At 38.5% G+C, this 13,109-nt stretch carries 12 protein-coding genes and 1 tRNA gene; 8 read left to right on the top strand and 5 right to left on the bottom strand.

All coding sequences use genetic code 11. The features are described from left to right. The first annotated feature begins 13 nt into the window (after nt 1-13). Both D0T56_RS07090 and D0T56_RS07095 read left to right on the top strand, forming a co-directional pair. The gene (locus tag D0T56_RS07090; RefSeq protein WP_163319450.1) at nt 14-739 is read left to right on the top strand and encodes a hypothetical protein; all 726 of its coding nucleotides are present in this window, start codon (nt 14-16) and stop codon (nt 737-739) included. Nucleotides 740-741: 2 nt separating this feature from the next. Then, the gene (locus tag D0T56_RS07095) at nt 742-1,179 is read left to right on the top strand and encodes a tetratricopeptide repeat protein (protein ID WP_163319544.1); all 438 of its coding nucleotides are present in this window, start codon (nt 742-744) and stop codon (nt 1,177-1,179) included. A gap of 164 nt (nt 1,180-1,343) precedes the next feature. On the opposite strand, the gene D0T56_RS07100 is transcribed toward D0T56_RS07095, so the two are convergent. Both D0T56_RS07100 and D0T56_RS07105 read right to left on the bottom strand, forming a co-directional pair. Beyond that, nucleotides 1,344-1,430 (bottom strand) — tRNA-Ser (locus tag D0T56_RS07100). Nucleotides 1,431-1,829: 399 nt separating this feature from the next. After that, nucleotides 1,830-2,642: a hypothetical protein gene (locus D0T56_RS07105; protein WP_163319451.1), complete on the bottom strand. Its 813-nt coding sequence runs from the start codon at nt 2,640-2,642 to the stop codon at nt 1,830-1,832. A 366-nt stretch (nt 2,643-3,008) separates the two neighbouring features. On the opposite strand from D0T56_RS07105, the gene D0T56_RS07110 reads away from it, so the two are divergent. The 4 genes from D0T56_RS07110 to cdaA all read left to right on the top strand — a co-directional run bounded on the left by D0T56_RS07110 (nt 3,009) and on the right by cdaA (nt 6,854). Then, entirely contained in the window at nt 3,009-3,836 is an 828-nt protein-coding gene (locus tag D0T56_RS07110; protein WP_163319452.1) for an AraC family transcriptional regulator, read from the top strand. 168 nt (nt 3,837-4,004) lie between these two features. Further along, nucleotides 4,005-5,183, top strand: coding sequence for a Xaa-Pro peptidase family protein (locus tag D0T56_RS07115; protein ID WP_163319453.1), 1,179 nt, complete (start codon nt 4,005-4,007; stop codon nt 5,181-5,183). Then, the gene (gene folP, locus D0T56_RS07120; RefSeq protein ID WP_163319454.1) at nt 5,180-6,013 is read left to right on the top strand and encodes a dihydropteroate synthase; all 834 of its coding nucleotides are present in this window, start codon (nt 5,180-5,182) and stop codon (nt 6,011-6,013) included. Before D0T56_RS07115 ends, folP begins: the two co-directional genes overlap by 4 nt. Before the next feature lie 16 nt (nt 6,014-6,029). After that, nucleotides 6,030-6,854 (top strand): diadenylate cyclase CdaA, encoded by an 825-nt coding sequence (gene cdaA / locus D0T56_RS07125; RefSeq protein WP_163319455.1) that lies wholly within the window; start codon nt 6,030-6,032, stop codon nt 6,852-6,854. A 9-nt stretch (nt 6,855-6,863) separates the two neighbouring features. Here the strand turns inward: cdaA and D0T56_RS07130 are convergent, their stop codons facing one another. The 3 genes from D0T56_RS07130 to panC all read right to left on the bottom strand — a co-directional run bounded on the left by D0T56_RS07130 (nt 6,864) and on the right by panC (nt 9,503). Continuing rightward, nucleotides 6,864-8,189, bottom strand: coding sequence for an MATE family efflux transporter (locus D0T56_RS07130; RefSeq protein ID WP_163319456.1), 1,326 nt, complete (start codon nt 8,187-8,189; stop codon nt 6,864-6,866). 63 nt (nt 8,190-8,252) lie between these two features. Then, nucleotides 8,253-8,606 (bottom strand): aspartate 1-decarboxylase, encoded by a 354-nt coding sequence (panD, locus tag D0T56_RS07135; protein WP_163319457.1) that lies wholly within the window; start codon nt 8,604-8,606, stop codon nt 8,253-8,255. A gap of 30 nt (nt 8,607-8,636) precedes the next feature. Beyond that, nucleotides 8,637-9,503 (bottom strand): pantoate--beta-alanine ligase, encoded by an 867-nt coding sequence (gene panC, locus D0T56_RS07140; RefSeq protein ID WP_163319458.1) that lies wholly within the window; start codon nt 9,501-9,503, stop codon nt 8,637-8,639. Between the two features lie 231 nt (nt 9,504-9,734). On the opposite strand from panC, the gene D0T56_RS07145 reads away from it, so the two are divergent. Further along, a complete protein-coding gene (locus D0T56_RS07145; RefSeq protein WP_163319459.1) occupies nt 9,735-10,547 on the top strand; it encodes a glycogen/starch synthase in 813 nt (270 codons plus the stop codon). Nucleotides 10,548-10,754: 207 nt separating this feature from the next. Further along, complete coding sequence (locus tag D0T56_RS07150) at nt 10,755-13,088, top strand: T9SS type A sorting domain-containing protein (RefSeq protein ID WP_163319460.1); 2,334 nt, start codon at nt 10,755-10,757, stop codon at nt 13,086-13,088. The last annotated feature ends 21 nt before the right edge of the window (nt 13,089-13,109 follow it).

Consider the following 13,109-nt stretch of genomic DNA (forward strand, 5'->3'; position numbering starts at 1 on the left):
AAATTCTATTAGCATGAAAACAAAAATCTATCTACTAGGTTTTATAACATTGCTTTCTTTTGCTTGTAATAGTTCAAACAAACAAGAAAGCTACAACTCTCTGTTTGATTTATCCGATTGGAATAAAGTAAAAGAGGTATTTAACCAATGGAGGAAACAGGAAATAAAGAAAGGCTATTTTGTTGAAAACTGTTTAAGCAATCCAGAGGAATTTATAAATAAGTATGGCGACAAATGGGAAACAGACAGTTTAAGATATGCTTTGCCAAATTTATTAGAGAAGTTTAATTCTGATATTGATACCTGTATGGTGGATATAAATCTAGATGGAAAACAAGATGTTATTTTCAAAATAAATCCGATTGATTGTGTAAATGGAGCATCTACACACCCACCGTTATATATTTTAGTTGTTTCTAGTAAAAATAGCTATATAATTGATAATACTTGTATTAGTAAAGTTAAAACGGCGATTAGAGATTATACAAAGCAGTTATCTAATAGAGAATATCAATGGTTTCAGATTGATAGTATTAGGAATGACAAAGGAATTATTATAATATCGGGAAACTCTAGTATATATCTGAATGATGATGCAAATTGCTGTCCTAGTATTGAATTGAATTTTATTGCTTATATAGATAAATCAATGAAAGGACATATTAATATTGAAGCTATTAATACAAATCAGTTTGATAATACAGAAAGTAAATTTAAAACGAAATTGGTAATTAAATAATTATGGATAATATAGATAACTTGTTTGAAAAAGGTATTGCCTTGCTTGAAGAAAAATTATACAATGATGCAATTAAATGTTTCGATGAAGTAATAGAGTTAAATCCGAACAGTGCAGAATCATACAACTTTCGAGGCATTGCAAAAGGGTATGCAGCAAGTGGATATTCAGAAAAATATATTGATGTGGTTGAAGATTTTAATAAAACTATTGAACTCTCCCCAAATGAAGCAATATTATATAACAATCGAGGGTTAGCAAATATGCTATTGGGCGATTATATAAGTGCAATAAAAGACTATAATAAATCCATAGAACTAGGCAATACTGACATAAGTTCTTATGATATTTGTATTGATGCTTATAAATTATTGAATGATTTTGAGGGTGCAAAAAAAATGGAAGATCGGAAAAATGTTGCTTTCAACTTATCCGATTGATAGATGAAAATAGCAAGTCTGGAATATGGCTTACTGTTTACTAGAATAAAGAGAGAATTAAAATATTTATAAACAAATGCGCAATGTGCTACAAAATCGACTACAAAAGTTATTTGAAAGGTGAGAAACAGAGTGATAGAAGTTTATAGAACACTCATTTTCAACACAAAAGAAGAGATTCGAACTCTCGATACAGTTACCCGTATACATGCTTTCCAGGCGTGCCTCTTCAACCACTCGAGCACCTTTCCTTTTTGGTTGTGGATGCAAAGATAATAGGATTTTCGGGAATGGCAAGAGGGATTGAGAAGAACATTGTTATTAGGTTTTTATACGTATTCTAGGCATGATATTAAGAATGTCAATTAACCCTAATCAATGGAATTGAAGGGAACAATACTACCTTGATATCCACAAAACTATTTATACCCGTAGTGCATTTAAGAGTTTGATGTTAACTCATTTGTTATAAGATTTATATCGGTTTTGTCATTTTGAACGAAGTGAAAAATCTGAGTGTTTTCAATCCAGATCCTTCGTTTTACTCAGAAACAACGTTCGAGGAGCGAAGGCGACTCAATGACAATATAAATATGTATTATATTTCAGTTAGTTATCTTTTATTCTCTAAATGCACTACGGGTAGAATCTTACAAAGACTCTATTAAAATATACGTGTGCCCTTCTCTTCCAAATAATGTAATATTTGCAGAAGGCTCATATGGATCATAAGCACGAACCCAGAAGCTAATGGCATCTCCCTTATTTAAACTAACCAGTCCCATAATGAAGTTATTCTGGTCGCGTCCGGCATCTGTAATCGAAATAAAACCCGGATCCTGAAATAAATTACCATTCTTGAATATATAAACTCTCTGATTCATACCAGGCTGAGTTGACCTAAAATACATATTCATCGAAATCCGATATATACCAGAAACAGGTGCAATATAGTGTTGGTTAGCCAGATCCCATCCATAGGCACTGCCATAGATATCTTTAACCCTATCAAAAACGACATTGGTGAAAAAATTAATTTTTGCTCCTACTCCAATAGGACTATCTGTTGCTGGATATGGCACTAATCCATTAAAATTATAAGCACCACCTACACCAACAACCTTTGTTTGATACTGTACAGCACCGGATACCCAAACCCCGTTACCCTGAGTGTCAGACGTTAGCACTTTGCCTGAAGCTGCGCCATTAGGCAAATAAAGTCCGGTATTGGCTCCTGTGGTATGAATTGACAGCTTGTTTGTTGGCACATTTGTACCTATCCCAACTCTACCTTCTGTGTCTACCACCACATCATCCGACACGTTGGTGTTTCCATTTGTGTTCCTCTTTCCATCAATGTGAAATATGCCCTGCGGATTCTCTGTATTGATTCCGACCTGAGCATTAAGTGTTGCTGTGAGAATGATGGAAATCGCCATCAAAAAATACAATTTTCTTTTCATAATTTTTCTGTTTTTTTGTTGTGTTAATTTCTCGTTTTTGACAAACCCATTTTTGCATAATTATCTAGTTGTTAGATGATTACAAATCCGTCACTTTATAAGTGACGGAAAATGAGAAGTAGTACTTTTATTTCATTGATAATGAAGCTTTAACACTATTAGAATTTGAAAATGTTTTAAGAAAAACCGACCTGATAAGAAAGAATACAGGTAAAATCAGACAACGAGTAGAAAAATAATTTGTAAACAATTGAAAATTAACACCCTATTACACATATCGAGGTGCTTTACAATTTAGCAAATTTCAAAATGATGTAGAACATTAGTTAAACATCAACATACACAAATACTTAAACAACAGAAATAATGAAATTTTTAGATCAAGACAATCCGGACAAGGAAAAATCTGAAATACTTTTTCACCATCTGCAAAAAGGTGAAGAACTGATTACGGACGGCAGCAATTGCAAGATTATTCTAATCACAGAAGGACGATTGCATATATCTTCTTCAGCGCATAAGAAAGAAACAGTTTCGGCAGGAAAGTTGGTTCTTGTTTCGTCTGAATATGAGTGTTTTATGAAGGCCATAGAGCAATCTACATTGATCTCATTTGCCTTAAATGAGGAAAACCATTTGTTCTCGGACATTCAAATAGAAAAAACGAACGAAACAGAGAAACGCTCATCTTTGCATCTATCTTTCAATGAAGCTATTACGGCATACGTAAAATCGCTTCGTATCTACAAAGAAAACAATATCGACAACCATTATCTGACGGGAATAAAGGTAAAAGAATTGGTCTGCATACTAAAGGCTTCTTATACACAGCACGAACTTAGCAGCTTTTTAAGCACCTATATCACAGCCGATTTACTATTCTCGGAGCAAGTGAAGCAACAATCGAGAAGCATCAAAAACGTAAGGGAACTAGCCGAAAGAATGAATTACAGCTATTCGGGGTTCAACAAAAAATTCAGGAAGGTTTTCGGTGTTTCTGCCTATCTGTGGCTGAGGCAACAACGGGCAAACATGGTGTATTACGAGATTTATCATACCAACAAAAGTCTGAAGCAGATATCAACAGATAATAAATTCTGCACGCTATCTCATTTCAACGAATTTTGTAACAAAATATTGGGCAATTCGCCCAGAAAAATAAGGAACGGAAGACAGAAAACTCAAACTATATAAAAACAAACCTCCGTCACTTATAAAGTGACAGAGGTCCGTTTTATCCAATAATTAAGGTACAAATGTAAGTATTTTTTGTTGAAATCCAAATTATGAATAAACTGTTATCTTTCAGTCTTAATATTCTCATATTCTTTCTTAAATTTGTACTTCAAAAAAAGAGAAATCATGAGTTATCAAAAACAATTAGCAGAAGATATTAAAGATCGTTTACAAAAAGTACAAAAACAAATACAAGTAGCAGGAGCAGATGCCTGCATACTTAGTAGCACCGTTAATATATTCTACATTGCGGGAGTAGTTTATGCAGGATATGCCTATATCCCGGCCGAAGGCGATATCATCCACTTTGTGAAGCGTCCGCAAGGCGTTGCCTTGGAAAATGTGACCTTCGTTCGCAAGCCTGAACAAATAATAGAGGAACTCGGAAACAGAGAATTACCCGCTCCCGAAAAAGTATTGATAGAAACCGACTCAGCCAACTATACCGAGTGCTGCCGGCTTATCAATAGCCTTGCAATAAAAGAAGTGATGAACGCATCCACATTCATGCGGAAGATACGCAGTGTAAAATCGGACTTCGAACTGCAACAAACACGAGCATGTGCCCGTAAGCACGAAGCCGTTTACAAACTGATACCGTCTTTGTTTAAGAAAGGTATGACCGACGTAGAACTGCAAATTGAAATTGAACGCCAAATGCGCCTGTATGGCTCGATGGGAATTTTTCGGGCTTATGGAGAAAATATGGACATCTTTATGGGTAGCATCCTGACAGGTGAAAACGCAGAATCTCCTTCGCCTTTCGACTATGCTCTGGGTGGTCACGGTGCAAATCCGACTTTGCCCATCGGCGCAAGCGGAGAGGAAATTAAGGAAGGCTACACCATTATGATAGATATGGCTGGAAATTACTCTCCCTGGATGACAGACATGACACGGGTTTTCTCTTTGGGACGAACAACCGAACTTGCATACAAAGCTCATCAGGTTTCGATAGAAATTTGCAATACGATTGAAAGTTATGCCAAAGTCGGAACTCCATGTGCCGATTTGTACAACACGGCAATGGAAATGACAAAGAAAAACGGATTGGAGGCTTACTTTATGGGAACGAAGCAACAGGCTAAATTTGTTGGTCACGGCGTGGGTCTGGAAATCAACGAAGTACCTGTTCTTACCCCCAGATCGAAGGAAGTATTTGAAGAAAATGTTGTCTTTGCTCTCGAACCTAAGTTTGTGATCCCTGAAATTGGTGCGGTAGGAATCGAAAATACGTATGCCGTAACAGCTAGCGGTTTGGAAAAAATCACTCTTTTCGAAGAAGGTATTATTGATTTAGGATGAATAAAACAATCAACATAAAAGGTGAACTCTGGGATTTGTCCGAAAATCCCGTTGTGATGGGTATCCTTAACATTACTCCCGATTCGTTCTATTCTGTCAGCAGAAAACAAACGGAAAAAGAGATCATCGACCGTGCTGCTCAAATTATAGAAGACGGGGCGAGGATTATAGATATAGGGGCACAATCGTCCAACCCTCGGTCGCCATTGCTATCGGCCAATGAAGAAATAGAACGGCTGCGTTTTGCGATGCCACATATAAACAGGGAGTTTCCCGATGCAGTTCTTTCCATCGACACCTTCTACGGTGATGTAGCCAAATGTGCCGTTGAAGAATACGGGATAGCTATCGTCAACGATATATCGGGCGGGCAAATAGATGCGATGATGTTCGACACTGTTGCCAATCTGCATGTACCATACATCTTGATGCACATGCGAGGCATGCCTCAGACCATGCAACAACTGACCGAATATGACGACATGACGCAAGATATTTTCTACTATTTTTCAGAAAAAATAGCAGAATTGCAGCAACTCGGTGTTTGCGATGTGATTGTCGACCCCGGATTCGGATTCAGTAAAACTGTGATCCAGAACTACGAATTGATGAAACAATTGGATAAGTTTCAAATATTTGAATTACCTTTGCTTGTAGGTATATCGCGCAAGTCGATGATATACAAGCTGCTGGACATAACACCCGAAGCCAGTCTGAACGGAACCAGTGTGCTGAACACTTTCGCCGTGGAGCATGGAGCAAACATTTTGCGTGTTCACGATGTTAAAGAAGCTGTGGAAGTGATCGAAATAATGAGACAATTGAAATAACAATCCTCAATTTGTTATGCTTGATAATTTCGGAATAAGAGATATAATTGACGTCATACTGGTTGCAGTGTTGATGTACCAGTTATTTAACCTTGTGAAAAGATCAGGCACTACCACGCTGTTCAATGGTATTCTGGCATTTATCATTTTGTGGATATTCGTTTCCCAGATATTCCAGATGCGCTTGCTTGGTTCCATTCTGGATATGTTTGGTAATGTGGGACTTTTCGTTATCATCATTCTCTTTCAGGACGAAATCCGCCGATTCCTCATGAATCTGGGTTCGAACAGGACTTTCAATACCATAGCCAAATTCTTCGGCGTTAAAAAACAAGCAAGTATAAAAGAAGACAGCATCACCGCCTTGGTTCTTGCCTGCATGAATATGGCAAAAACAAAAACGGGAGCCCTGATTGTGATAGAACAAGAGATCGGACTTGGCATGTACGAATCGACAGGCGAGATAATCAACTCAACCATCAGCACACGGCTAATCGAAAACATTTTCTTTAAAAACAGTCCGTTACACGATGGAGCAATGATTATCTCGAAAGGTAAAATAGAGGCTGCCGGTTGCATACTTCCTGTATCTCAGAAAACAGACTTACCCAAAAGTATGGGGGTGAGGCATCGTGCGGCTCTGGGTATAGCCACCGAAACCGATGCAATAGCAATAGTAATTTCGGAAGAAAGAGGAAAAATATCTTACGCCGTACAAGACAAAATCTACCAGAACGTAACCCCCGAAACATTACAGAATATTCTGAATGCTGCCCTGAGAGCTAATAAGAACCGAGCTGCTAATCAAACTACTTCTCCAACACAACCAAAAGATTCCTGATTTTTTTTGTCAGATTTCTTTTGTCTGCCATTTGCCAAATCTGAAATAAAGGGCGCAGAATATCAGAAGGAATCCCCAATATATGTACTCCACTGTCCAACAGACAGCCACAGGTGCTTTAGCCTGAATAACGATAAACCAGATTCCGAGCATGTATAGAGCAAGTGTAGTTATTTCCATTGTCAATGCAGTGCGGGTGTTACCCGTTCCCGAAACAGAGTTAAACAACACTGAGCCAATACTGTAAATAGGCAAAATAAAAACTATAACCAACAAAGAAGGTACAGTATCTTGCACCAGCAGCATATCACGGCTCGACATAATCATCGCTATCCAGAACTTCGGGGCAATCAATACCACTGCCATCACAATAACAATAACCCCTACGCTGAGCAAGCTAATCCTCTTTATGAGGGGGATAACGTTACTTATCAATCCTTTGCCCATCGTATTCCCGACCAACGTATTTGCTGCCGTAGCCAACGCATTGACAGGTATTGAGAATATCATATAGAATACACGTATGCCCGTCGCAATCTCGGCATCACGCAAACCGTGGTTTTCAATTGCGGCAAAAAATATAAACCATGTAGACAACGATACGGTGTATTGCACCATTGTGAAAACAGAAATATTAAGAATGCGTTTGATAACGCCAAAATCGAAATGTATTTTATTGAACCCGTATTTCTTCAGGTCTACTGTTTTATATGTATAAATAATGAAAAACAATACAGACACAATTTCTGCCGTCAACGAAGCTATTCCTGCTCCGGCAATGCCCATCTGAGGAAAACCAAAATTTCCCAGAATAAGCACGTAATCTACAAAAATATTCACCGAAGCCATAATTACGGCATTCAGGGTAAGAACCGACGTGCGGGCAATCCCAACATAAAACGCACGGAACATAACGTTGATGAATGCAACAAAAAATCCATACATACGCCAGTTCAGATACTCTTCGGCTGCCGCACACACCTCCGGCGACTTGAGGACTATCGGCAACAGGTAGTCCATAAACACAGACGAAAGCACAAACAATGCAAGTGCCAATACTTCCAGAAATATGACACCCTGCATCATAATGCCACCGATACGGAAATATTGCTTTTCCCCGTTCCGTCGGCTGATCATAATCTGCGCCCCCACGCTGAAACCAAAGCCAAGCATGAAGAAAGCTATATAGTAAATGCCCGCAAGATTGGATGCCGTGAACTCGACACTACCAATCTCCCGTAGAAAAAGGGTATTTACTATCTGCATTATATTTTGGGCCAGCAAACCCAACATGATAGGTAGGCTTACCTTCCATATATCTTTGTAAGAATACATATATTGATATTTTTCAGTCTGTTAGAAACAAGTTACAGACTGATGAAATTTAGAAAATGTGATTTATTTTATAAGCTTGTTGGTTCTGGTATCGGGAAAAATAATCCAGGGTTGAAACGTTTTTGCCTCTTCAAAATCCATTATCGCATAAGAGATTATAATAATAACGTCTCCCGGTTGAACTCTTCTGGCAGCGGCCCCGTTCAGGCAAACAGCACCACTGCCACGCTCGCCTTTTATAACGTACGTTTCGAGGCGTTCGCCATTGTTATTGTTTACGATACATACTTTTTCACCGGCTATAATGTTTGCGGCATCCATCAAGTCTTCGTCAATGGTGATACTTCCAATGTAGTTCAGATTTGCGTCTGTTACGGTTACCCTGTGAATTTTTGATTTTAAAACCTCTATTTTCATTTTTCCTTGTAAAAGAGTCTCTTAATAGTTTTAAGAAAAATCTTCGTTATTGTTAAAGTATGTAATATTGTCGATCAAACGTACATCACCGCAAAAAACAGCGATGCACCCCACTGCATAATCTGTGTCAGTCCAACTATTTATTGGTTGAAGTGTATTTCCATCCACAATTTCGTAATATTCCACTTCAAAACCTGGTTCGTTATTTATTTCTTCAATTACTTTGTTTATAACACTTTCCACCGTGTTTTGTTTCATCCAATCCTTACTTGCGGACAATGTTTTATATATAATCGGGGCTCTTTTTCTTTCATCTTCCGAGAGGCGCTCGTTCCGGCTGCTCATAGCCAAGCCGTTAGCATCTCGTATAATGGGCATACCTTTTATTTTTACAGGCAAATTCAATTGTTTCACCATCTCCCTGATTATTGCCAACTGCTGAAAATCTTTCTCGCCAAAGTAGGCCACATCAGGTTTCACCAGTTCGAACAAACGGCTTACCACCTGCGCCACCCCATTGAAATGTCCGGGACGAAACTTTCCTTCCATCACCTTATCCAACATACCAAAGTCGAACGTTCGGGTATCGGGTTCGGGATAGATTTCCTCAACGGATGGAGCAAAAATCACATCAACAGAGGTTTCTTTCTCCAGCATTACCGAATCGCATTCTAAAGTGCGTGGATATTTAATCAAATCGTTCTGATCATTAAATTGTGTAGGATTGACAAATATACTAACCACATTCACCTGGTTTTCCATACAACTTTGTTTCACCAAAGAAATATGCCCGTAATGAAGCGCGCCCATTGTAGGAACAAAACCCACAGTTCTCCCATCTACACGCAAGCTATTTAGCATGTCACACAATTCTTTTACAGTGTGGACTATAACCATCTTTGCTAATCTTTATTTAACCACAGGCAATTGCCTGTTAAAAAACAATGCAAAGCAACAAAATATTTATGAGAATATAAAAGAAATTCGTTCTTTTTTAAAGTAAAAAAACATACCGATTTTGGCTTAAAATAAATGAATAAACTCAAAAATCGCAAATTTGCTAAGCATTTGTTGCAAAAAACAAGATTTTTTTTTATTATCTTTGTATTCCAATTACGAAAATAAAAAATGAGCGCAAAAAGAGTATTATTTATCACACAAGAAATTTCACCGTACCTACCAGATTCACCAATCTCTACAAACTGCAGACAATTGCCTCAAGCTATTCAAGAGGCTGGTCGGGAAATCAGAACTTTCATGCCCAAGTTTGGTAATATCAACGAAAGACGTAACCAACTGCACGAAGTGATCAGGCTATCCGGTATGAACCTCATTATAGACGACACAGATCACCCGCTGATCATAAAAGTGGCATCTATACAAGCAGCACGTATGCAGGTATATTTCATCGACAATGAAGATTTTTTCAACCGCAAGTTCACCACATCTGACGATGAAGGCAATGAATTTGAAGACAACGATGAAAGAAGTATTTTCTATGTGAGAGGAGTACTTGAAACAATAAAAAAACTGAGATGGATTCCGGATGTCATTCACTGTCACGGATGGATGACAGCATTGACGCCGCTTTATATAAAGACTGCGTTTGCCGACGATCCTTGTTTCAAAGACACTAAGGTGGTTTATTCATTGTACAACGACGATTTCAAACAATCTTTCACCGAAAAGTTTGCAACAAAACTGAAATTGAAAGGTATTTCGGGCAATCATCTGAAAGACTTTAAGGGAGACATTGATTATGTTACACTTTCTACTTTTGCATCTAAATATGCAGACGGAGTTATTCAAAGTGAAGAAACTGTAAATCCTGAAATATTGAATTATATAAAAGAAAATAAAATAAAATTCCTGCCTTATCAGGGCGAAGCTAAAGAAGCCGTAGCACCTATCGCCGAATTTTACGATAGTTTGTATGTCTAAATAAATAGATTAAGCATAATAGGAAAAAGGTTATATCTACAAAGGATATAACCTTTTTGGTTATTACAAAATGCCTTGACGTCTAAAAACACACCCTTTTAGTCGAAAATTACCCCCTTGCGATATTAAGTCAAACTATATTTGTTCCGATGTTTTATATCCGATTACAAAATATCAGGAACAAAACTTGACAACAATCTTAATATCATGAAAAAATTATTTTTACTATCAATTACTCTATTTATTTTTTCTGTTGCCTCAATATGGGCTCAGAATGTAAACATTACGGAGTCTGCAGGTTGGCTCGAATCGGCCTATGTGAAATGGGACCCTGTTAATGGCGCCGACAGCTATAATGTATATTATAAGGCTGTAAACTCACAAGATGCCGACTACGTAAAAATAGACGGTTTTCTAATAAGAAAATACTCAAGCTATTTCAGAGCTGACGTTTTAGGTTTAAAAGCGGGAAATTACCAGATAAAGGTTGTACCCGTTTTCGGCGAAACTCAAGACGATTCGAAACAAGCAGTTTCAGCGTCATTGGAAGTAAAAGCTCACCTACGTGAAGGCTTTGCATTTTCAGCAAACTCGACATTCAAGTCCGGATCAGGAGCTTACAATGACGATGGTTCTCTCAAATCAGGTGCTCAAGTAATCTATATCACACCAACAAATGGGGCATCGGTAAAAGGTTTTGTAACCACAGATAAAGGTAAAGAAGAACGTACCGGAATTGTAGCAATATTGCAAGGAAGAGAAAAAGGGCTTGACAAAACCCCTTTGGCTATCCGTTTTATAGGCAATATCACAGCATCCAGTTTAGGCAGTCTATCATCGGGAAGCCTACTTGAAGTGAAAGGCAAGAACTATTCCGAAATGAACATCACATTCGAAGGAGTAGGTGATGATGCTACCACAAACGGCTGGGGACTTTTAATAAACAAATGCGGCAATGTAGAAGTACGTAACCTCGCATTTATGGGGTTTCCGGATGACGGAGTTTCCCTAAAAGAAAGTGTAAACTTATGGATACACAACAATGACTTCCTCTACGGAAAAAACAAAGGAGGCGATCAATCGAAAGGTGACGGATCATTAGACGTGAAAGATGACTGTAAATACACCGTTTTCTCTTACAATCACTTCATCGATTCAGGAAAAGCCTCTCTTTGCGGTATGAAGAGCGAAAGCGGCCCCAACTACCTGACTTACCACCACAATTGGTTTGACCATTCCGACAGCCGTCATCCACGTGTTCGTACAATGACTGTTCATGTGTATAACAACTATTACGATGGTGTAGCAAAATATGGCATCGGGGCAACAACAGGAGCCAGTGTATTTGTAGAAAACAATTACTTCAGAAACACTAAAAATCCGATGTTGATCTCTAAACAAGGAACAGACATTTTGGAAGGTGATGGTAGCGGAACTTTCTCCGGCGAAGCCGGCGGTATGATTAAAGCATTCGGAAACTACCTTGATGCTGAATCGGCAACAAACAAAAGATACAAGCCTTATTCATCAAGCAACACTACCAATTTTGATGCTTACGTTGCTTCCAGCAGAGACGAGCAAGTACCATCTACAATAAAAACTCTGTCAGGGACAAACACATACAACAATTTTGACACCAATTCGTCTATCATGTATGCGTACACCCCCGATAGTCCGGAAGACGCTAAAACAAAAGTCATGGCATACGCCGGACGTATGTTTGGAGGCGATTTCAAGTGGTCGTTCAACAATGCAACCGACGACAGCTCTTACGATGTAAACTCTCAATTATCATCTGCACTTACCGGCTATAAATCCGGTTTGGTTTCCATACAAGGTGGAGCTGGTGGCAACAGCGGAGACGATGGTGGTGATGACGGCGGCGACGGCGGCGGCGATGGAGGAGATGGCGGCGATGGCGGCATTGTTCCTGATGGAGATCAGGTACATAACTTCACAGCCAATGACAAAAACAGTTCATTCTACTCTATCACAGGAAGCACCACATCAGGAAGTGCCGGAGGTACAGTTACGGTTAATGGTTCAACTCTGTCAAAATACCTGAAAATGGAATCTTCCACATCAATTACATTTACCTCCGATAAGCAAGGTACACTTACACTAGTATTTGCCGCAGCTTCAAGTAAAAAAATTGAGATCAACGGTACAGCGTACGATATACCTAGTGATGGCAAACTTACGTTAGAACTTCCGGCAGGAAGCCATAAAATAGCAAAAGGATCGAAAGGTACAACCAATACATTCCTGTTCTATATAAGTCTGACTTACCCAACTTCCGGTATCGGAGAAGTACAAAGTACATCATTTACTGTATATCCAAATCCTGTGACGGAAACTTTATATATTTCTTCAGAAGTTGAAGTAGAAAACGTAGATGTATACAGCATCACAGGAACTCTGGTTCAACGGATTAAAGGCAATGTTAATGCGATAGATATGAGTAATCTTGTTTCGGGTAGCTACATTGTGAATGTAAAAACAGCACAAGGAGCACATAAACAAGTGGTAATCAAAAAATAAAATTATCATTGATATAGATAA

Origin of the sequence: Dysgonomonas sp. 520 (genome assembly GCF_010501095.1) — a bacterium.
In the GTDB taxonomy this organism is placed as follows: Bacteria; Bacteroidota; Bacteroidia; order Bacteroidales; family Dysgonomonadaceae; genus QVMP01.

Excerpts from the sequence above, each read along its gene's own strand:
- D0T56_RS07090 (WP_163319450.1), top strand. The coding sequence starts at position 14 with ATGAAAACAAAAATCTATCTACTAGGTTTTATAACATTGCTTTCTTTT.
- D0T56_RS07095 (WP_163319544.1), top strand. The coding sequence starts at position 742 with ATGGATAATATAGATAACTTGTTTGAAAAAGGTATTGCCTTGCTTGAA.
- D0T56_RS07105 (WP_163319451.1), bottom strand. The coding sequence starts at position 2,642 with ATGAAAAGAAAATTGTATTTTTTGATGGCGATTTCCATCATTCTCACA.
- D0T56_RS07110 (WP_163319452.1), top strand. The coding sequence starts at position 3,009 with ATGAAATTTTTAGATCAAGACAATCCGGACAAGGAAAAATCTGAAATA.
- D0T56_RS07115 (WP_163319453.1), top strand. The coding sequence starts at position 4,005 with ATGAGTTATCAAAAACAATTAGCAGAAGATATTAAAGATCGTTTACAA.
- folP (WP_163319454.1), top strand. The coding sequence starts at position 5,180 with ATGAATAAAACAATCAACATAAAAGGTGAACTCTGGGATTTGTCCGAA.
- cdaA (WP_163319455.1), top strand. The coding sequence starts at position 6,030 with ATGCTTGATAATTTCGGAATAAGAGATATAATTGACGTCATACTGGTT.
- D0T56_RS07130 (WP_163319456.1), bottom strand. The coding sequence starts at position 8,189 with ATGTATTCTTACAAAGATATATGGAAGGTAAGCCTACCTATCATGTTG.
- panD (WP_163319457.1), bottom strand. The coding sequence starts at position 8,606 with ATGAAAATAGAGGTTTTAAAATCAAAAATTCACAGGGTAACCGTAACA.
- panC (WP_163319458.1), bottom strand. The coding sequence starts at position 9,503 with ATGGTTATAGTCCACACTGTAAAAGAATTGTGTGACATGCTAAATAGC.
- D0T56_RS07145 (WP_163319459.1), top strand. The coding sequence starts at position 9,735 with ATGAGCGCAAAAAGAGTATTATTTATCACACAAGAAATTTCACCGTAC.
- D0T56_RS07150 (WP_163319460.1), top strand. The coding sequence starts at position 10,755 with ATGAAAAAATTATTTTTACTATCAATTACTCTATTTATTTTTTCTGTT.